The sequence below is a fragment of the Stenotrophomonas sp. MYb238 genome (genome assembly GCF_009496535.1).
Classification (GTDB): Bacteria; Pseudomonadota; Gammaproteobacteria; order Xanthomonadales; family Xanthomonadaceae; genus Stenotrophomonas.
The window spans coordinates 1-18,051 of record NZ_WIDL01000021.1 but is presented as its reverse complement, the minus strand read 5'-3'; the positions used below and the strand labels follow the sequence as shown (position 1 = coordinate 18,051).

Below are 18,051 nucleotides of genomic sequence, written 5' to 3'. Positions count from 1 at the left end.
GCCGGCCGCGAGCGTTTCAGACAAGACGTACGCGTTCGTGGGAGGCGGAGATGTTCATGGCTTCACGATACTTCGCCACGGTGCGGCGCGCCACCGGTATTCCGCTGCTCTTGAGCATGTCGGCCAGCTTGGCGTCAGAAAGCGGTTTGCGTGGGTTCTCGGCCTCGATCAGGCGCCGGATCATCGACTGGATCGCGGTGCTGGAGGCCTCGCCGCCGCCGTCGGTATCGATGCCCGAGGCGAAGAACGCGCGCAGCGGCAGGGTGCCGCGCGGCGTGCGCACGTGCTTGCGGGCGATGGTGCGGGAGATGGTGGATTCGTGCAGGTCCAGCTCGGCGGCGATCTCGCGCAGGGTCAGCGGACGCAGCGCCTGCGCGCCGAACTCGAGGAACCCGGCCTGGTGGTGCAGCAGGCTGTTGACCACGCGCAGCAGGGTCTCGCCGCGGGCCTCCAGGCCCTTGAGCAGCCAGCGCGCTTCCTGCAGCTGGCCACGCAGGTAGCTGGCGTCGGCGTCGCCGCAGCGGCGGATCAGCTGCTCGTAACCGCGGTGGATCACCACGCGCGGGCCGGCGTGGCCGGCGAGGGCGGCCTTCCAGACGCCGCGCTGGCGCCAGACCACGCAATCGGGGACGATGTAGGTGTCCGTGGACACCTCGCCCAGCTGCCGGCCCGGGCGCGGGTCCAGCGTGCGCAGCAGCTGCACGGCCTCCTCGACGGCCTCGACCGGCTGCCGCAGTTCGGCGGCGATGCCGGGAATGCCGGCGCGCGGCAGGCGTTCCAGCGGGCCTTCGGCGATCCGCCGCGCCAGGCACAGGCCCGGCGTGGTCGCGGGCAGCGCATCCAGTTGCAGCGACAGGCATTCGCCCAGGGTGCAGGCGCCGACGCCGGGCGGATCGAAGCGCTGGATCTGGTGCAGCACGGTGAGGATCTCGTCCTCGCCGGCGACGATGTCCGGGCGCAGCGCCTCGGCGATGGCCGGCAGCGGTTCGCGCAGGTAGCCGTCCTCGTCCAGCGCGTCGATCAGGGCGACGCCGATGGCGCGGTCGCGCGCGCTGAGGTGGGACAGGTGCAGCTGCCACAGCAGGTGGTCGGCGAGGGTGTCGATCTCGGCGATGCGTTCGCCGGCGTCGCCGTCGTTGTCGTCGAACGAGCCCCCTTGGCCGCCGCTCCACTGCTCGCCTTCGCCGGGCCATTCGGCGCCGTCGCCGCCGTGGTTGTCGCCGGTGTCGGCCGTTGCCGGGGCGTCGGCCTGTTCGCCGGCCGGCTCGCCCGGCGCGGCCTCTTCGGCCCATTCCAGCAGTGGATTGCTCTCCACCGCCTCGACCAGTTCCAGCTCCAGTTCCGTGCTGGACATCTGCAGCAGGCGGATGGCCTGGCGCAGCTGCGGCGTCATGACCAGCTGCTGTCCAAGCGATGTCTGCAGCCGTGCTTTCATCCCGGTTCCAGGCAGAAGGGAGGGCGACCTGCCGCGGCCGGATCAGAGCGTGAAGCTGTCTCCAAGGTAGACACGGCGGACGTCGGTGTTGGACAGCAGTTCCTCCGGTGCCCCCTGCGCCAGCACGCTGCCTTCGTTGAGGATATACGCGCGGTCGCAGATTCCCAAGGTCTCGCGCACGTTGTGGTCGGTGATCAGCACGCCGATCCCGCGCTGCTTGAGATGGGTGACGATGCGCTGGATCTCGCCGACCGAGATCGGGTCGACGCCGGCGAAGGGTTCGTCGAGCAGGATCAGGCGTGGCCTGGCGGCCAGCGCGCGGGCGATCTCGCAGCGGCGGCGCTCGCCGCCGGACAGGCTGGCGCCGGCCTGGTCGGCGACGTGGCCGATCTGCAGTTCGTCCAGCAGCGCCGACAGTTCGCGTTCGCGGCCGTCGGCATCCAGGTCCTCGCGCAGTTCCAGCACCAGGCGGATGTTGTCGGCCACGCTGAGCTTGCGGAACACCGACGGTTCCTGCGGCAGGTAGCCGACGCCGAGCTTGGCGCGCGCGTACATCGGTTCGCCGGTGATGTCGCGGCCATCCAGCACGATGCGGCCGGCGTCGCTCTCGACCAGGCCGACGATCATGTAGAAGCAGGTGGTCTTGCCGGCGCCGTTGGGGCCGAGCAGGCCGACCACTTCGCCGGCGTCCAGGGTCAGGCCGAACTCGCGCACGACCTCGCGGTTCTTGTAGCGCTTGCGCAGGCCTTCGGCGACGAGCATTACTTCTTCTCTCCCGCCGCGGCCGGCGCCTTGTTCTTGGGCTGGATCACGGTGCGCACGCGGGTGCCGTCGCCGCCGCTCTGCATGTCGCCGCTGCGGGTGTTGTAGACCATGCGCTGGCCGGCGTTGGAGCCGCGTTCGGAATCGACCTTGTAGTTGCCGGTCAACACGATCACCTCGCTGTTGACGTTGTAGTCGAGGTTGTCGGCGCGGGCGTTCATCCAGGTGCCGTCGTCCATCTGCTGCTTGAGCGTGGCCTGCTTGCCGGTGAGCACGACGCGCTCGGTCTCGCCGTTCTTCTGGATCACGTCGGCGGTGTCGGCGTGGATCTCCAGCGTGCCCTGGGTGATGACCACGTTGCCGTTGAAGCGGTACTTGCCGTTGCCGCCGGCCAGGTTGCCCTCGCTGTGGTTGGCATCGATGTTCATGGGCTGGGTGCGGTCGGATTCCTTCGCCGCGACCACGCCGGGAACGAGCGCGGCGGCGAGCAGGACGGGCAGCGCGAGCTTAGCGGGCCTGGCGGGCAGCAGTGGGTTCATAACGGGTCTTGACCTGGGAAAGAAGGGAGTATTGCCGGGATTTGAGCTGGGCCTCGAAGCCGACGCCGGTCTGCTCCAGGCCCGGGCGGGTCAGGGTGACGCGCTCGGCGGTGCGGGCCAGGTTGCGTTCTGGGAAGACGTCCAGCGCGGTGGTACGGAAGGTCGTCGGCGGGGTGCTGCCGTCCTGCGGGCTGTCGCCGGCGACGTTGCCGCGCAGGCGCAGTTCCTCGCCCTTGGCGCTGACCCAGCCGGTATCGGCCTGCAGCTGCCAGTGTCGGCCTTCGGCGTCGGGCAGCAGGAACACCGGGCGGGCGATGGTCGAGGTCTGGTCGGCGGCGTTGCGCTCCATGGACGGTGCGCGCAGCGTGGCCGCCTCCTTGCCGTCCTTGCCCAGGGTGACGATCTCGAACTCGCCCAGCACGTAATCGGCGCGTACCTGCGAGGCGCCGGACGGCGCCTTCGTTTCGCGGTGCCGCCATGCCGACCAGCCGCTGGCCAGCGCCGCCAGCAGCAGGCCGCCGCCGATGACCATGCGCCAGTTCATCGCGCGAACTCCGCCACGGCCGCCTCGAGCCTGCCCTGCGCGGCCAGCAGCACGTCGCACAGCTCGCGCGCGGCGCCGCGGCCGCCATCGGCACGGGTCTGCCAGTGCACGCGCCCGGCGACCAGCGGATGCGCGTTGGCCGGTGCCACCGCCAGCCCGACCGCGCACAGCGGCGCCAGGTCGGGCAGGTCGTCGCCCATGAACGCCACCTGCTCCAGGCCGATGCCGAAGCGCTCGCACAGCGCGCGCACGCTGGCCAGCTTGTCGCCGACGGCGATCTGCGTGTCGATGCCCAGGTCGGCGCCGCGCCGCTGCGCCGACAGGCTGTTGCGCGCGGTGATCAGCACCGGGTGGATGCCGTGCTTCTGCAGCAGCTTCAGGCCCAGTCCGTCCTGCACGAAGAACGCCTTGCTCTCGTTGCCGGCGTGGTCGTAGAACAGCCGCCCGTCGGTCAGCGTCCCGTCCACGTCGAAGCACGCCAGCCGGATGCCGGCGGCGACGGCGTGCAGTTCGGCGGGGAAGCGGGCGAGGGGAGTCCAGGGCATCAGCGGGCGATCCATTGCGGCAAGGGCATGATTGTGCGGGCTTTTAAACCACTTTTGCCCGCAACAGGTCATGAATGTTCAGGGCGCCGACCGCGCGGCCGTCGCCGTCGACGACGATCAGGCCGTTGATCTTGTGCTGTTCCAGCAGGCGCGCGGCCTCCACCGCCAGCTGGTCGGCGCCGATGGTGCGCGGCGCGCGGGTCATCACCTGGGCGATGCCGGCGGTGCGCACGTCCAGGTCGGTGTCCAGGGCGCGGCGCAGGTCGCCGTCGGTGAACAGGCCCACCAGGCGGCCGCCGGCGTCGACCACGGCGGTCATGCCCAGGCGCTTGCGGCTCATCTCCATCAGCGCCTCGCTGAGGCTGGCGTCCTCGCGCACGCTGGGCAGGTCGGCGCCGCTGTGCATCACGTCGGTGATGTGCAGCAGCAGGCGGCGGCCGAGGCTGCCGGCCGGGTGCGAGCGCGCGAAGTCGTCGGCGGTGAAGCCGCGCGCGTCCAGCAGCGCCACCGCCAGCGCGTCGCCCATGGCCAGCGAGGTGGTGGTGCTGGAGGTCGGCGCCAGCGCCAGCGGGCAGGCCTCGTGGTCCACGTTCACGTCCAGGTGGACGTCCGCGGCGCCGGCCAGGCTGGAGCGCGGCCGGCCGGTCATGGCGATCAGCGGGTTGCCCTGGCGCTTGAGCACCGGCAGCAGCATCAGCACCTCGTCCGACTCGCCGGAATAGGACAGCGCCAGCACCACGTCGTCCTCGGTGATCATGCCCAAGTCGCCGTGGCCGGCCTCGCCCGGGTGCACGTAGAACGCCGGGGTGCCGGTGGAGGCCAGGGTGGCGGCGATCTTGCGCGCGATGTGCCCGGACTTGCCCATGCCGGTAGCGACCACGCGGCCGCGCGAGCCCAGGATCAGCCGGCAGGCGGCGGCGAATTCGGCGCCGATGCGGCCGCCGGTCCGCTCCAGTTCGGCGCGCTCGATCTCGAACACGCGGCGGCCGCTGGCGACCAGGTCGGCGTCGTGCAGCGAGTCCAGCGAAGGGGGGGAAGCAGCCATGCGGGCGCCACTCGGAGAGTAGAATGGGCGTTCATTTTATTAGGAAAGCGACTTGGACGCCGAGACCATCCAGAACCTGATCGAAGCCGGCCTCCCCGGCGCCCGCGCCGAGGTGCAGGGTGAGGACGGCGTGCACTTCGAGGCCACCGTGGTCTGCGAGGCCTTCGCCGGCAAGTTGCCGCTGGCCCGGCACCGCATGGTCTATGCGACGCTGGGCGACCTGATGGGCGGCGCGATCCACGCGCTGGCCCTGAAAACCGTCACTCCCGGCGAAGCCGGCTGAGCCGGCCCCCTCCCACCTACTGGCCTCACACACATGGCGAAAATCGTGGTCACCGGCGGCAACGCGCTGAACGGTGAAGTGAATGTCTCCGGCGCCAAGAACGCCGTCCTGCCCATCCTCTGCGCGACCCTGCTGGCCGATGCGCCGGTGGAGATCACCAACGTGCCGCACCTGCACGACGTGATCACCACGGTGAAGCTGCTCGGCGAACTGGGCGCCAAGGTCACCATCGACCAGGGCACGCTCTCGCGCGGCAGCGCGATCGTGGTCGACCCGCGCAGCGTCAACCAGCACGTGGCGCCGTACGAGCTGGTCAAGACCATGCGCGCCTCGATCCTGGTGCTCGGCCCGCTGCTGGCCAGGTACGGCGCGGCGGAAGTGTCGCTGCCCGGCGGCTGTGCGATCGGTTCGCGCCCGGTGGACCAGCACATCAAGGGCCTGCAGGCGCTGGGCGCGGAGATCACCGTCGAGAACGGCTTCATCAAGGCCCGCGCCGACCGCCTGAAGGGCGGCCGCTTCACCTTTGACATGGTCAGCGTGACCGGCACCGAGAACGTGCTGATGGCCGCGGTGCTGGCCGAAGGCACCACCGTGCTCGAGAACGCGGCGATGGAGCCGGAAGTCACCGACCTGGCGCACTGCCTGATCGCGCTGGGCGCGAAGATCGAGGGCCTGGGCACCGCGCGGCTGGTGATCGAGGGCGTCGAGCGCCTGGACGGCGGCCGCCACGCGGTGCTGCCCGACCGCATCGAGACCGGTACCTTCCTGGTCGCCGCGGCGATGACCGGCGGCCGCGTCACCGCGCGCAACGCGCGCCCGGACACGCTGGACGCGGTGCTGTCCAAGCTGATCGAGGCCGGCGCGAAGATCGAGACCACGCAGGACAGCATCACCCTGGACATGCAGGGCAGGCGGCCCAAGGCGGTCAACCTGACCACCGCGCCGTACCCGGCGTTCCCCACCGACATGCAGGCGCAGTTCATGGCGCTCAACTGCGTGGCCGAGGGCGTGGGCGTGATCAACGAGACGATCTTCGAAAACCGCTTCATGCACGTCAACGAACTGCTGCGCCTGGGCGCGGACATCCAGATCGAAGGCCATACCGCCATCTGCCGCGGCGTCGAGCGCCTGAGCGGGGCGCCGGTGATGGCCACCGACCTGCGCGCGTCGGCCAGCCTGATCCTGGCCGGGCTGGTGGCCGAGGGCGACACCACCATCGACCGCATCTACCACCTGGACCGCGGCTACGAGAACATCGAGGAGAAGCTCGGTGCGCTCGGCGCGCGCATCCGCCGGGTGAGCGCATGATCCTGCGCGGCAGGTTCACCCCGCGCCGCCGCGCGCTGCTGGTCCTGGTGCTGCTGGCGCTGGGCTGGCTGGGCTGGGCCTGGTACGCCGGCATCGCCATCACCCGCGGCGTGGAAAAGGAGCAGATGGACTGGAACGGCGACGGCCAGGTCAGCCGCGACGAGTTCTTCCAGTCCTTCTACGCGGTGAAGGTGGCCGACACCGTGGAAGGCAACCGCCACTGCCGCAGCTTCGTCTGGCGCCGCAGCGGCGAGGAATTCCGCCGCGACTGCAGGACGGTGTTCAAGGCCGACGACGCGGCCGAATCCACCAAGCCGTAACGGCCGGTACCCGGTAGGAGCGGCTTCAGCCGCGATGGGGCTTTCCCGGCGAAGGCCCCATCGCGGCTGAAGCCGCTCCTACGACGAACAGGGGGCAGGAGCGCTTCGCGCACACACCATCCCTCCGAAACGCAAGACGCCCCTTGCGGGGCGTCGTGCTTGGATCCGGCCTGGCGGGTAGGGATTACCGGCGGTTCATCTGCGCGTTGCGCTGGCCGGTGGCGGCGGACTTCTCGCCGGCGAACGGGTTGAGCTTGCGCACCATCCACGGATACTTCGGCCAGTCGCCGCGCAGCCACGGGTGGTCGGCCTCGTTCAGTTCCAGCACGCGGCGGGCGTCGTCGGCCAGGGTCTTGTTGCCCAGGTGGGTGTAGGCCTCGCCGAGCAGGGCCACCGCGTCGTTCTGGAAGGCGCTCTGCGGGTAAGTTTCCAGCAGGTAGGTGGCGCGGCCGGCGGCCGAGACCCAGGCGCCGCGGCGGGCGTAGTACAGGGCGTTGTCCATCTCGTGCTGGGCGAACACGTCGCGCAGCTCGATCATGCGCTGGCGCGCGTCGGCGGCGTAGCGGCTGTTGGGGTAGCGCTCGGTGACGATGTTGAAGTCGGCGTAGGCCTGGCGCGGCGTGGACAGGTCGCGGCGGCTGGAATCCAGCGACCACACCCGGCGCAGGAACACGGTGTCGCTGTTGCCGTTGGCCAGCCCGCGCAGGTAGTACAGGTAGGCGATGTTGCGGTGGGTCGGGTAGGTGCGGATGAAACGGTCGATGCTGGAGACCGCGTCGTCGTTCTTGCCGGCCTTGTACTGGGCGTAGGCGCTTTCGATCATCGCCTGCTCGGTGTACGGGCCGTACGGGTACTGGGCGATCAGCCGCTTGAAGCTGTTCTCGGCGCCGGACCAGTTGCCGCCTTCCATCAGCTTGTGGCTCTTTTCGTAGAGCTGTTCGACCGGCATGCCTTCGTCCGCGTTCTTGCCCTTGGTGCCGCGATGGCAGCCTGTGGCGGCGAAGACCAGGACCAGCAGCAGGGCGGTGATGCGGACGGGCGCGGACAACAACGGGGAGCGTCGGATCATGGGTCGGGGCGGGACGCGGCAGGAATACGAAGGGGCGATGATAGCCTAGTGGCCTGTCCTGCGACTGACTCCCGTCGCCGGGACCTCCCGAATTCCTTCCTCTGGCCCCTGCCATGTCCGACAACGCTTCCCTTCCTTCCCGCCAGGCGCGGGTGCCCGATGCCGCCGCCGGCCGCCGTTTCGACGCCGTGCTGGCCGAGCTGTTCCCCGAATTCTCCCGTTCCCGCCTGAGCGAATGGATCAAGTCCGGGGCGGTCCTGCTCGACGGTTCCCCGGTGCGCGGCCGCGACCCGGTGCGCGGCGGCGAGCTGGCCACCCTGAATGCGACGCTGGAGACCGAGACCGACGCCCAGCCGGAGGACATCCCGCTGTCGGTGCTGTACGAGGACGAGCACGTCTTCGTGATCGACAAGCCGGCCGGGCTGGTGGTCCACCCGGGCGCCGGCAACCCCACCGGCACCCTGGTCAACGCCCTGCTGTTCCGCGACCCGTCGCTGGCGTCGGTGCCGCGCGCCGGCGTGGTCCACCGGCTGGACAAGGACACCAGCGGCGTGATGGTCGTGGCCCGCAGCCTGCAGGCGCAGACCGCGCTGGTCGAGCAGTTGTCCGCGCGCGAGGTGCACCGCCAGTACCTGGCGGTGGTGAGCGGCGCGCTGGTGTCCGGCGGCACCGCCGACGCGCCGATCGACCGCCACCCGCGCGACCGCCTGCGCATGGCCGTGCGCGAGGACGGCCGCGACGCCGTCACCCACTACCGCCTGCGCGAGCGCTTCCGCGCCCACACCGCGCTGGAGTGCCGGCTGGAAACCGGCCGCACCCACCAGATCCGCGTGCACATGGCGCACCTGAAGCACCCGATCATCGGCGACCCGCTGTACGGCGGCGCGCTGAAGCTGCCCAAGGGCGCCACCGACGAACTGGTTTCGCAGCTGCGTGGCTTCAGGCGCCAGGCGCTGCACGCCGAGACGCTGGAATTCATGCATCCGATCACCGGCGAGGCGATCCGCAACAGCGCGCCGGTGCCGGCCGACATGCTGGCGCTGATGAAGGCGCTGCGCGAGGATTCGCAGCTCTCCGCCGAACGCGAGCGGCGCTGAGCCATGGTGGCCGACAGGCTCCCGCTGCTGCCGGCCGCTTGGCCGGCGCCGCCGGGCGTGCATGCCTTCACCACGCTGCGGCAGGGCGCGGGCGGTTCGCGGCCGCCGTTCGACAGCTTCAACCTGGGCAACCGCACCTCGGCCGAGGGCGACGACCCGCTGCAGGTGCAGCGCAACCGCGACGACCTGCAGCGGCTGGCCGGCCTGCCGTCGGCGCCGCACTGGCTGCGCCAGGTGCACGGCACCGGCGTGTTGCGCTTCGAGGTGCCGCCCGCGGCGCAGGGCGTGGATGCCGAACCCGTCGCCGACGCGGCGGTGACCTCGGTGCCCGGCGTGGTGCTGGCCATCCTCACCGCCGATTGCCTGCCGGTGGTGTTCGCCGCCCGCGACGGCCGCGAGGTGGCCGCCGCCCACGCCGGCTGGCGCGGGCTGGCCGACGGCATGCTGGAAGCGACGCTGGCGGCGATGCGCACGCCGGCGCGCGGGGTGATGGCATGGCTCGGCCCGGCCGCCGGGCCGGCACATTACGAGATCGGCGCCGACGTGCGCGAGGCCTTCCTCGCGCATTCGGCCGAAGCCGAAGCGGCGTTCGTCGCCACCCGGCCGGGGCACTGGCGCGTGGACCTGTACGCACTGGCGCGGCAACGGCTGCGGGCGGCCGGCATGCAGCCGGCCGACATCCACGGTGGCGACCAGTGCACCATCGCCGACCCGGCGCGCTGGTTCTCGCACCGCCGCGACCGCCGCAGCGGGCGCATGGCGACGCTGGTGTGGATGGCGCCGTGACCGTCCCGTTGTTCGGGCGCGTGCTGGGTCCGGCGTTCGGGCAGCTGCCGCCGTTGCTGCGGGCGCTGCATTCGGTGCCGCGGCGGCAGGTCTGGCGCGGGCAGGGGAGCGTGCGCCGCGGCCGCCACTGGCTGGTGGCGCCCTGCGCCTGGCTGGCGCGGCTGCCGCCAGGCGCGGACGAGGTACCGGTGACGGTCGAGTTCGTGGTCGATGTCGCCGACGAGCGCTGGAACCGCCGTTTCGGCGATGCGCGCATGGAATCGCGCCTGTGGCAGCGCGGAGAGCGCCTGTTCGAGCGGCTGGGCGCGCTGCGTTTCAGTTTCGCGCTGGACGCCGTGGACGGCGAAATCCACTGGCGGGCCGAGCGGGCCTGGGCCTTCGGCATCGTGCCGCTGCCGGCCAGCTGGTTCGCGCAGGTGCGTTGCCGCGAACGCGAGCATGCCGGCCGCTACGAATTCCGGGTGGATGTGGCGCTGCCGCTGGCCGGCCCGTTCATCCGCTACGAAGGCTGGTTGCTGCCCGGGGAAGAGCATGCACGGGACGGCTGATGACGGTTGCCAGCCGCCGGGCGAGGCGGTGATCGTGTTCGACGGCGTCTGCGCGCTGTGCAGCCGCTGGGTGCGTTTCCTGCTGCGTTTCGACCGCCGCGGCCGCTACCGTTTCGCGGCGATGCAGGCCGTGCATGGACGCGCCCTGCTGGCCGCGCACGGGCTCGATCCGGACGATCCGCTGTCGTTCCTGCTGGTCGAGCGGGGCCGCGCCCATACCGACACCGACGCCATCGTGCGCGTGCTGGCCGGGCTGGGCGGCCTCTGGAAGCTGGCCCTGCTGGCGCGGCTGCTGCCGCGGCCGTTGCGCGACCGCGGCTACCGCTGGCTGGCGCGCAACCGCTACCGCTGGTTCGGGCGCCACGACGCCTGTTACCTGCCCACGCCGGCACAGGCGGTCCGTTTCCTGGACTAGGCAGAAGACGGCAGCGGAATGTAGGAGCGGCTTCAGCCGCGAATGCTCTTTGCTGGGCACGTTCGGAAAGCATTCGCGGCTGAAGCCGCTCCTACGGGCATCCGTTTTCCGGGGCGCTCAGCCGCCTTCCAGCGCCTGCAGGTAGTCGCGCCGCCAGCGGTTGATGTCGTGTTCGCGCAGGTGGTCCATCATCGCCCGCCAGCGTTCGATGCGTTCGGCGCGCGGCATGTTCGCCGCGGTGGCGATGGCGTCCGCCACGCCGTCCAGGTCGTGCGGGTTGACCAGCAGCGCCTGTTTCAGTTCGTCGGCCGCGCCGGCCAGCAGCGACAGCACCAGCACGCCGGGATCGTCCGGGTCCTGCGAGGCGACGTACTCCTTGGCGACCAGGTTCATGCCGTCGCGCAGCGGCGTGACCAGGCCCACCGACGCCTCGCGGTAGAAACCGGTGAGGGTGCTGTGCGCGTAGTTCTGGTTGACGTAGCGCAGCGGCGTCCAGTCGGCCTCGGCGTGGCCGCCGTTGATGTGCCCGGCCAGCTGTTCCAGTTCGCCGCGCAGCGTGCGGTACTCGGTCACGCTGCCGCGCGAGACCGGCGCGATCTGCAGGAAGGTCATGCTGCCCTTCTGCTGCGGGTAGCGCTGGAGGTAGCGCTCGAAGCCGTGGAAGCGCTCGGGCAGGCCCTTGGAGTAGTCCAGCCGGTCCACGCCGATGGCCAGCTTGCGGTGCTGCAGGCTCTGCCGCAGCGCGCGCACCGCGCTGTTGCCGGTGGCCGCGCGCGCCTGCCGCGCGATATGCGCGGTATCGATGCCGATCGGGAACGCGGCGGTGCGCACGCGGCGGCCCCCGGGCGCTTCGATCCAGCCGTCGCCGCCGATGCGGCCGCCGCCGAACAGGCGTACCCACGAATGGAAGCGGTCCACGTCGCGCCGGGTCTGGAAGCCGAGCAGGTCGCAGGCGTACAGCGCCGAGAACAGCGAGCGGTGCTCGGGCAGCGCCTGCACCAGGTCGGCCGAGGGCACCGGCACGTGCAGGAAGAAGCCGATGCGGCAGCCGACGCCGCGCTCGCGCAGCAGCGCCGCCAGCGGGATCAGGTGGTAATCGTGGATCCACACGGTGTCGTCCTCGCGCAGCAGCGGCGCGAGCCGGTCGGCGAACAGCGTGTTGACCCGCCAGTAGCCCTCGCGCTTGCCGCGGTCGTAGTCCACCAGGTCCAGGCGGAAGTGCAGCAGCGGCCACAACGCGCGGTTGGAGAAACCGTTGTAGTAGTTGTCCAGGTCGGTCCGCGACAGGTCCATGGTGACGTAGCGGATGGCGCCTTCGCTCTGTTCGTGCAGCTGCCCGCTGGCGCCGGCCACGCTGCGCCCGCTCCAGCCGAACCACAGCCCGCCGCGTTCCTTCAGCGCCGCCAGCAGGCCCACGGCCAGGCCGCCGGCGCGGTTCTCGCCGGGCAGCGCCACGCGATTGGAGACAACCACCAGGCGGCTCACGAGGCCTCCTGCCAGCTGCGCGACAGCCGCATCGCCGCGGTGATCAGGCCCACGTGCGAGTAGGTCTGCGGGAAGTTGCCCCACTGCTCGCCGTCGCTGAAGGCCAGGTCCTCGGACAGCAGGCCGAGGTGGTTGCGCCGCGCCAGCACGCTTTCGAACAGCGCGCGCGCCTCGTCGAGGCGGCCGATGGCGGCCAGCGCGTCGATGTACCAGAACGTGCAGATGGTGAAGCTGGTTTCCGGCGCGCCGAAGTCGTCCGGGGCGATGTAGCGGAACAGCGCGTCGCCGCGCCGCAGCCCCTGGCCGATGGCCTCGACCGTGGCGACGTAGCGCGGGTCGTCGGCGTCGATGAAGCCGATGTCGGCGAGCAGCAGCAGCGAGGCGTCCAGGTGGGTGCCGTCGAACGTGTCGGTGAAATGCCCCTGCCGCGCGTTCCAGCTGTGCGCCAGCACCCGCCCGCGGATGGCGTCGGCGCGCTCGCGCCACAGCCCGGCGCGTTCGGCCAGGCCGAGCCGGCCGGCGATCTTGGCCAGGCGGTCGCAGGCGGCCCAGCACATCGCCGCGGTGTAGGTATGCACCGCGGTGCGCCCGCGGAATTCCCACAGGCCGGCGTCGGGCACGTCGTGCAGGGCATAGGCGCGCTCGCCCAGCGGCTCCAGCCGGGCGAAGGTGTGCACGTCGCCGGGGTCCTTCAGGCGCTGGTCGAAGAACAGCTGGGTCGAGGCCAGCACCACCGAGCCGTAGACGTCGTGCTGCTGCTGCAGCCAGGCCAGGTTGCCGCGCCGCACCGGACCCATGCCGCGGTAGCCGGACAGCGATTGCACCTCGTGCTCGTCCAGTTGTTCCTCCATGCCGATGCCGTACAGCGGCTGCAGGCTGCCGTCGCTGGTGGCCAGGTTGAAGATGTAGCGCAGGAAGTCCTCCATCGACTTGGTCGCACCCAGGCGGTTGAGCGCGCGCACCACGAAGGCGGCATCGCGCAGCCAGCAGTAGCGGTAGTCCCAGTTGCGCGCGCTGCCGGGCGCCTCGGGGATGGAGGTGGTCATCGCCGCGATGATCGCGCCGCTGTCCTCGTACTGGCACAGCTTCAGGGTGATGGCGCTGCGTATCACCGCGTCCTGCCATTCCAGCGGGATGGACAGGTAACGCACCCATTCGCGCCAGTAGTCCTCGGTGCGCTGCTGCGCCTCCTGCGCGTAGCTGGCCAGCGGGCAGTCCAGCGTCTCGTCCACGCCCAGCACCAGTTCCATCGGGTGCGCCAGCACGAAGGGCAGGCCTTCGCGCACGAAGCGCACCGGCACGTCGGTGGTCAGGCGCAGGGTGAAGCCCGGCAGCAGCCAGCGCAGGTGGTTGCTGCCCCAGGTGGTTTCGGGCGCGCGCGCGCCCCAGTCGGCCAGCGGCCGCGCCAGCACGCGGATGCGCGGGCTGCCGCTCAGCGGGCGGATGCGGCGGATGATGCTGGGCGGGCGGTAGAAGCGGCCGTTGCGGCGCCAGCGCGGGGCGAAGTCGATCACTTCCACCTGCCCGCCGCGGCTGTCGCGCAGCACCGTGCGCAGGATCGCGGTGTTGGTGATGTAGTGCTGCTCGCTGCCGGCGTAGTCCTCCAGCTCGATGGCGAAGTCGCCGCCTTCGTGCGCGCGCGGCGACAGCAGCGCGCAGAACGACGGGTCGCCGTCGAAGGACGGCAGGCAACCCCACACCACGCGCGCATGGCGGTCGACCAGGGCGCCGAAGCTGCCGTTGCCGATGACGCCCATGTCGAGATCTGCCCGAAGCATCGTTTCCTCCTTGTTGCAGGGGAGGTCCGCGCCTCCCGTCGTGGATCCGGTGGCGCGCCGGCGATGCGGCGCCGCTGTCATGCCGCGCCCGCGCGCAGCCAGTCGTGCATCGCGGCCACGTCGTCCAGGCGGTAGCGCGCCTGGCTGCCGCCGCGGTCGCCGACCAGGATTCCGTAGCCGCCCAGCCGCGCCGCCGCGGCGAAGCCGTGCTCGTCGGTGAGGTCGTCGCCGACGAACACCGGCATGCGCCCGGCGAACGGCGCCATGCCCATCAGCGCGGTCACCGCCGAGCCCTTGTCATGGTCGGCCGAAACCAGCTCCACCACATGGTTGCCCGGTTGCAGGCGCACGCCCGGCAGCGACGGCAGCTGCGCGCGGGCGAAGGCCGCGACCGCCTGCGCCGCTGCCGGCGCGTTGCGCCAGTGCAGGGCCAGCGCCTGGCCCTTGGTTTCCACGCGCACGCCGGGGTGGGCATGGGCGAACCGCATCGCCTGCAGGTGCAGGTCGTGCAGCCATTGCGCGGTCTCCGCCGGCTGCGGCGTTTCGCCGGCGCTGCGCCGCAGCTGCGCGCCGTGCAGGCCGGCGGCGGGCAGGCGCAGCGGCGCGAACAGGTGGTCGAGCTGGGCGAGCGGGCGGCCGCTGACCAATGCCAGCGCGCCGTGCAGGCGCTCGCCTATGCGGGCGATCCAGTCGCGGACCTGCGGCGGCAGGCGGACATCCTCGGGCTGCGCGGCGAAGCCGACCAGTGTGCCGTCCACGTCGAGGAACAACGCGCAGGCGGCATCCAGCGCGGGGGGCGGGCTGGGGGAAACATCTGACATGCGCCCACCATGCCATGGGCGACGTGAGCGCGAAGTTATCGCGCCATCGCCACGCTAGCGGGCATCGGCCTGTGGCGCGGCGAAAACCACCTTGCCGTCGGCATCCAGCATCTCGAAGCGCGCCGCGCCCTGGTTGTCCACGCGCAGGCGGATGCGCTCGCGGCCCTGCGGATCGGCCAGCAGGATCTCGGCGTTCTCGTCCTGGTTCTGGATGGCGATGCGCCGCTGCACCACCTTGGCCGCCTGCAGTACGTCCAGGCCGGCCGGCGGGTGCGAATTGATGAGCAGGCCGACCGTGGCGCTGCGGTTGTCGGCATCGACCCGGCTCACCAGTCCCAGCGCGTCGTAGTTGGGGTAGTCGAAGGCCAGCGCGGCCACGCGCCCGGCCTGCACGTCGGTCAGCGCCAGCCCGCCCATCTCGTCGCCCTTGGCGTCGTAGAACACCAGGCCGGCCGGCTGCACCGCGCGCGGATAGTCCTTGCCGCCCAGCCGCGGCAGCGGGAAACGGCTGGCGTTGGAGATCACCAGGCGCACGCTGCCGTCGGGCTCGACGATGTTGATCCGCTCCACGTCCAGCGTCTTCGCCGCCGGCGCGCGGGCGCCGGTGAGCAGCATGGCGGCCAGTGCGCACGACAGCAGCGCGCAGGCGCCGCCCAGCCAGTGGATCCTGCGGTCGAGCCGCGACAGGCGCTGTTGCAGGGCGGCGATGGCATCGGTGTCGGTCATGGCGGCGTCCTCGTGGAGAGGCCGGCACCGTGCCACGCGCGCGCCGGGAGCACACGCCGCACTGCGGCGGCGCGCGCCCGGCGCCGGGTCAGAACGCGTAGCGCACGCGGCCGTACCAGTACGCGCCGTTGCTGCCGATCGGCGACAGCACGTCGTAGGGCAGGTTGCCGAAGTAGCGGATGTCTTCGTTGGAGCGGTCCGGGTAGTTGTCGGTCAGGTTCTGTCCGCCGACGGCCACGCTCCACTTCGGGGTGATGCGGTATTCCACTTCCGCGTCCAGCTGCCATTCGGCGGCATAGGTCTGGGTCGGGATGTAGCCGCCGCCGAAATCGAACACGCGCCGCGCGCTGCCGTGGCGGCTCAGGCGGCTGCTCAGCGACCAGCGGTCGTCGGCCCAGCTGGCGGCCAGCTGCGCGCGCGTGCGCGGCGCGGCGTCGGTCAGCGTGTTGCTTTCCTCCACGCCGAACAGCACGTAGTCCGGGTCCAGCGCCAGCAGCTGCGCCGGCGTGGCCAGCACGTTCTTCAGCTCGGTCTTGGCATAGCTCCAGGTGCCGGTGAGCAGCAGGTCGCCGCCGGCCAGCGTCTGCCGCCAATTGGCGACGAACTCGGCGCCACGGGTGCGGGTGTCGGCGGCGTTGACGAAGTAGTGCGCGCTCTCCAGGCCGCCCACGCCGAAGCGCTGCTGCACGAAGTCGGTCAGCGCCTCGCCGGTGATGCTTTCCGACAGCGCGATGCGGTCGTCGATGTCGATCTGGAACAGGTCCAGCGACAGGTCCAGGTGGCTGCCGATCTGGCTGGTGAAGCCCAGGCTGTAGTTGACCGACTTCTCCGGCTTCAGGTCGGTGGCGCCCAGCGCACGCGCGATGGGGTTGTTCACCGACAGCAGGCGGCCCTGCACCAGCTGGCCGCCGGCGGTGTAGCCGGTGGAGGTGGATTCGAAACCGGTCTGGCTCAGCGACGGCGCGTGGAAGTTGTTGGAGATGGCGCCGCGCAGCGCGAACGCCGGCGCGAACGCGTAGCGCGCGCCGAGCTTGCCGGTCAGCTCGCCGCCGAAGTCCTGGTAATGCTCGTAGCGGGCGGCGACGTCGGTGGAGAATTTCTCGCCGAAGGTCGAGGACAGGCTGGTGTAGGCGCTGAACACGTCGCGCGACAGGTCGGCCTCGTCCTGCGGGGTCAAGCCGCCGCCGGCCTGCGAGCCGGTCGGGCGGTCGGTCCAGGGGCCGGCGGCATAGCTGGCCGGGTCGCCGGCGCCGGTCTCGTAGCGCTCGCGGCGCGCTTCCACGCCGAAGCCGAGGCTGTGGCTGTCGTCCTGGCGCACGAAGATGCGGCCGACATCGAGGTTGGCCACGGTCTGGTCGAAGGCGTAGTCGCCGGTCTTGAAGCGGGTCGGGCTGGCCGGGCCGAGCGAGGCGTTGAGCGAATCGCGCAGGCGATAGGTGAATTCGTTGCGGCCATGGTCGAGGCTGGCGTCGTAGTTCCAGTCGCCCCACTGGCCGCGCGCGCCGGCCACCAGCTGCACGTCGAGGTTCTCGCCCTCGGAGATCGGGCGGTAGCCGTGCGGGTAGAGCTCCTTCCAGTTGGCTTCGCCGTCGGGGTAACGGAAGTAGTTGGCGCCCTCGGTGTCGCGCTGGTTGTAGGTGCCGAAGGCATAGGCCTTGGATGTGGCGCCGAACGGCATCTCGGCGTTGAACCAGGCGTTGAGGTCGCGGCTTTCGCCATCGCCCAGGGCGTAGTTGCGCTTGCCGGCCAGCGCCAGGTTGTCCGGGGTCTGCGCCTCCCACGGCGGGATCTGGTCGAAACCGGCGCGGTTGGTGGCCTCGCGGTTCTTCAGCTCCAGGCCCACGCGCAGGAAGCCGCCTTCCTCGCTCAGCGCGGTGCCGACCTTGGCGCTGAAGTAGCTGGTCTGGCCGTCGGTCAGCGTGCGGCTGATCGACGCCAGGTCGGTGTGGTGCGCGCCGAAGCTGGCTTCGATGGCGCCGCCCTGAGGGGCGTCGTCGAGGATGACGTTGATCACCCCGGCCACCGCGTCGGAGCCGTACAGCGCGCCGGCGCCGTCGCGCAGCACTTCGATGCGCTTGATCGCGCTGACCGGGATGGCGTTGAAATCCACCGGCGTGGTGCCCTTGCCGATCTTGCTGTCGGTGTTGACCAGCGCGCTGTTGTGGCGACGCTTGCCGTTGACCAGCACCAGCACCTGGTCCGGCGACAGGCCGCGCAGCTGCGCGGCGCGCACGTGGTCGGCGCCGCCGGAGTTGGACTGGCGCGGGAAGTTGAACGAGGGCAGCAGCGCCTGCAGCGCGCTGCCGAGTTCGCCGTTGACCACGCCGGCCTTGCGGATGTCCTCGGCGCTGAGCACGTCCACCGGCGAGGTGGATTCGAGCACGGTACGGTCGGTGGCGCGGGTGCCGGTGACGATCACGGTGTCGAGCGTGGTCGCCTGGTCGGGAGCCTGCTGGGCGTGGGCGGACCAGGACAATGCCAGCGCTACGGCCAGGGCGAGCGGGGCCGGGGAAATACGGGCCATGGGGGAACTCCGGGAATGACG

At 71.1% G+C, this 18,051-nt stretch carries 19 protein-coding genes; 7 read left to right on the top strand and 12 right to left on the bottom strand.

The window, feature by feature from the left end; all coding sequences use genetic code 11:
* Positions 1–16: 16 nt before the first annotated feature.
* The 6 genes from CQ393_RS13815 to CQ393_RS13790 are packed head-to-tail and all read right to left on the bottom strand — an operon-like array spanning position 17 to position 4,870.
* Positions 17–1,435 (bottom strand): RNA polymerase factor sigma-54, encoded by a 1,419-nt coding sequence (locus CQ393_RS13815; protein WP_153192203.1) that lies wholly within the window; start codon positions 1,433–1,435, stop codon positions 17–19.
* Between the two features lie 42 nt (positions 1,436–1,477).
* Entirely contained in the window at positions 1,478–2,197 is a 720-nt protein-coding gene (gene lptB / locus CQ393_RS13810) for an LPS export ABC transporter ATP-binding protein (RefSeq protein ID WP_153192200.1), read from the bottom strand.
* Positions 2,197–2,736, bottom strand: coding sequence for a lipopolysaccharide transport periplasmic protein LptA (gene lptA, locus CQ393_RS13805; RefSeq protein WP_153192196.1), 540 nt, complete (start codon positions 2,734–2,736; stop codon positions 2,197–2,199). Before lptA ends, lptB begins: the two co-directional genes overlap by 1 nt.
* Positions 2,705–3,280, bottom strand: a complete 576-nt coding sequence (gene lptC, locus CQ393_RS13800) for an LPS export ABC transporter periplasmic protein LptC (protein ID WP_153192194.1) — start codon at positions 3,278–3,280, stop codon at positions 2,705–2,707. Before lptC ends, lptA begins: the two co-directional genes overlap by 32 nt.
* Entirely contained in the window at positions 3,277–3,825 is a 549-nt protein-coding gene (locus CQ393_RS13795; RefSeq protein ID WP_153192192.1) for an HAD hydrolase family protein, read from the bottom strand. Before CQ393_RS13795 ends, lptC begins: the two co-directional genes overlap by 4 nt.
* A 43-nt stretch (positions 3,826–3,868) precedes the next feature.
* The gene (locus CQ393_RS13790) at positions 3,869–4,870 is read right to left on the bottom strand and encodes a KpsF/GutQ family sugar-phosphate isomerase (RefSeq protein ID WP_153192190.1); all 1,002 of its coding nucleotides are present in this window, start codon (positions 4,868–4,870) and stop codon (positions 3,869–3,871) included.
* Between the two features lie 52 nt (positions 4,871–4,922).
* On the opposite strand from CQ393_RS13790, the gene CQ393_RS13785 reads away from it, so the two are divergent.
* The 3 genes from CQ393_RS13785 to CQ393_RS13775 are packed head-to-tail and all read left to right on the top strand — an operon-like array spanning position 4,923 to position 6,781.
* Complete coding sequence (locus tag CQ393_RS13785) at positions 4,923–5,153, top strand: BolA family protein (protein WP_055767883.1); 231 nt, start codon at positions 4,923–4,925, stop codon at positions 5,151–5,153.
* A 33-nt stretch (positions 5,154–5,186) separates the two neighbouring features.
* A complete protein-coding gene (gene murA / locus CQ393_RS13780; protein WP_153192188.1) occupies positions 5,187–6,461 on the top strand; it encodes a UDP-N-acetylglucosamine 1-carboxyvinyltransferase in 1,275 nt (424 codons plus the stop codon).
* Entirely contained in the window at positions 6,458–6,781 is a 324-nt protein-coding gene (locus CQ393_RS13775) for an EF-hand domain-containing protein (protein ID WP_153192186.1), read from the top strand. Before murA ends, CQ393_RS13775 begins: the two co-directional genes overlap by 4 nt.
* A 184-nt stretch (positions 6,782–6,965) precedes the next feature.
* On the opposite strand, the gene CQ393_RS13770 is transcribed toward CQ393_RS13775, so the two are convergent.
* Positions 6,966–7,850 (bottom strand): outer membrane protein assembly factor BamD, encoded by an 885-nt coding sequence (locus CQ393_RS13770; protein WP_153192184.1) that lies wholly within the window; start codon positions 7,848–7,850, stop codon positions 6,966–6,968.
* A gap of 113 nt (positions 7,851–7,963) precedes the next feature.
* Here CQ393_RS13770 and rluD point away from each other — a divergent pair, with 113 nt between their 5' ends.
* From rluD to CQ393_RS18085, 4 genes are read left to right on the top strand one after another with little or no spacing between them, the layout of a single operon-like run.
* On the top strand, positions 7,964–8,947 hold the full coding sequence (gene rluD, locus CQ393_RS13765) for a 23S rRNA pseudouridine(1911/1915/1917) synthase RluD (RefSeq protein ID WP_153192182.1): 984 nt from the start codon (positions 7,964–7,966) through the stop codon (positions 8,945–8,947).
* A gap of 3 nt (positions 8,948–8,950) precedes the next feature.
* Positions 8,951–9,733 (top strand): peptidoglycan editing factor PgeF, encoded by a 783-nt coding sequence (gene pgeF / locus CQ393_RS13760; RefSeq protein ID WP_153192180.1) that lies wholly within the window; start codon positions 8,951–8,953, stop codon positions 9,731–9,733.
* Positions 9,730–10,281 (top strand): DUF4166 domain-containing protein, encoded by a 552-nt coding sequence (locus tag CQ393_RS18090; protein ID WP_343199978.1) that lies wholly within the window; start codon positions 9,730–9,732, stop codon positions 10,279–10,281. Before pgeF ends, CQ393_RS18090 begins: the two co-directional genes overlap by 4 nt.
* Entirely contained in the window at positions 10,265–10,696 is a 432-nt protein-coding gene (locus CQ393_RS18085; RefSeq protein ID WP_194269674.1) for a thiol-disulfide oxidoreductase DCC family protein, read from the top strand. Before CQ393_RS18090 ends, CQ393_RS18085 begins: the two co-directional genes overlap by 17 nt.
* Before the next feature lie 117 nt (positions 10,697–10,813).
* On the opposite strand, the gene otsA is transcribed toward CQ393_RS18085, so the two are convergent.
* From otsA to CQ393_RS13730, 5 genes are all read right to left on the bottom strand, one after another.
* Positions 10,814–12,181, bottom strand: coding sequence for an alpha,alpha-trehalose-phosphate synthase (UDP-forming) (gene otsA, locus CQ393_RS13750; protein ID WP_343199977.1), 1,368 nt, complete (start codon positions 12,179–12,181; stop codon positions 10,814–10,816).
* Complete coding sequence (locus tag CQ393_RS13745) at positions 12,178–13,959, bottom strand: glycoside hydrolase family 15 protein (protein ID WP_153192178.1); 1,782 nt, start codon at positions 13,957–13,959, stop codon at positions 12,178–12,180. Before CQ393_RS13745 ends, otsA begins: the two co-directional genes overlap by 4 nt.
* Positions 13,960–14,036: 77 nt before the next feature.
* On the bottom strand, positions 14,037–14,780 hold the full coding sequence (gene otsB / locus CQ393_RS13740) for a trehalose-phosphatase (RefSeq protein WP_153192176.1): 744 nt from the start codon (positions 14,778–14,780) through the stop codon (positions 14,037–14,039).
* A 54-nt stretch (positions 14,781–14,834) separates the two neighbouring features.
* Positions 14,835–15,506, bottom strand: a complete 672-nt coding sequence (locus tag CQ393_RS13735) for a hypothetical protein (protein ID WP_153192174.1) — start codon at positions 15,504–15,506, stop codon at positions 14,835–14,837.
* A gap of 88 nt (positions 15,507–15,594) precedes the next feature.
* Positions 15,595–18,030 (bottom strand): TonB-dependent receptor, encoded by a 2,436-nt coding sequence (locus CQ393_RS13730; RefSeq protein ID WP_153192172.1) that lies wholly within the window; start codon positions 18,028–18,030, stop codon positions 15,595–15,597.
* Positions 18,031–18,051: the final 21 nt, after the last annotated feature.

Coding starts and splice junctions, on each gene's coding strand:
- CQ393_RS13815 (WP_153192203.1), bottom strand. CDS start 1,435: ATGAAAGCACGGCTGCAGACATCGCTTGGACAGCAGCTGGTCATGACG.
- lptB (WP_153192200.1), bottom strand. CDS start 2,197: ATGCTCGTCGCCGAAGGCCTGCGCAAGCGCTACAAGAACCGCGAGGTC.
- lptA (WP_153192196.1), bottom strand. CDS start 2,736: ATGAACCCACTGCTGCCCGCCAGGCCCGCTAAGCTCGCGCTGCCCGTC.
- lptC (WP_153192194.1), bottom strand. CDS start 3,280: ATGAACTGGCGCATGGTCATCGGCGGCGGCCTGCTGCTGGCGGCGCTG.
- CQ393_RS13795 (WP_153192192.1), bottom strand. CDS start 3,825: ATGCCCTGGACTCCCCTCGCCCGCTTCCCCGCCGAACTGCACGCCGTC.
- CQ393_RS13790 (WP_153192190.1), bottom strand. CDS start 4,870: ATGGCTGCTTCCCCCCCTTCGCTGGACTCGCTGCACGACGCCGACCTG.
- murA (WP_153192188.1), top strand. CDS start 5,187: ATGGCGAAAATCGTGGTCACCGGCGGCAACGCGCTGAACGGTGAAGTG.
- CQ393_RS13775 (WP_153192186.1), top strand. CDS start 6,458: ATGATCCTGCGCGGCAGGTTCACCCCGCGCCGCCGCGCGCTGCTGGTC.
- CQ393_RS13770 (WP_153192184.1), bottom strand. CDS start 7,850: ATGATCCGACGCTCCCCGTTGTTGTCCGCGCCCGTCCGCATCACCGCC.
- rluD (WP_153192182.1), top strand. CDS start 7,964: ATGTCCGACAACGCTTCCCTTCCTTCCCGCCAGGCGCGGGTGCCCGAT.
- pgeF (WP_153192180.1), top strand. CDS start 8,951: ATGGTGGCCGACAGGCTCCCGCTGCTGCCGGCCGCTTGGCCGGCGCCG.
- CQ393_RS18085 (WP_194269674.1), top strand. CDS start 10,265: ATGCACGGGACGGCTGATGACGGTTGCCAGCCGCCGGGCGAGGCGGTG.
- CQ393_RS13745 (WP_153192178.1), bottom strand. CDS start 13,959: ATGCTTCGGGCAGATCTCGACATGGGCGTCATCGGCAACGGCAGCTTC.
- otsB (WP_153192176.1), bottom strand. CDS start 14,780: ATGTCAGATGTTTCCCCCAGCCCGCCCCCCGCGCTGGATGCCGCCTGC.
- CQ393_RS13735 (WP_153192174.1), bottom strand. CDS start 15,506: ATGACCGACACCGATGCCATCGCCGCCCTGCAACAGCGCCTGTCGCGG.
- CQ393_RS13730 (WP_153192172.1), bottom strand. CDS start 18,030: ATGGCCCGTATTTCCCCGGCCCCGCTCGCCCTGGCCGTAGCGCTGGCA.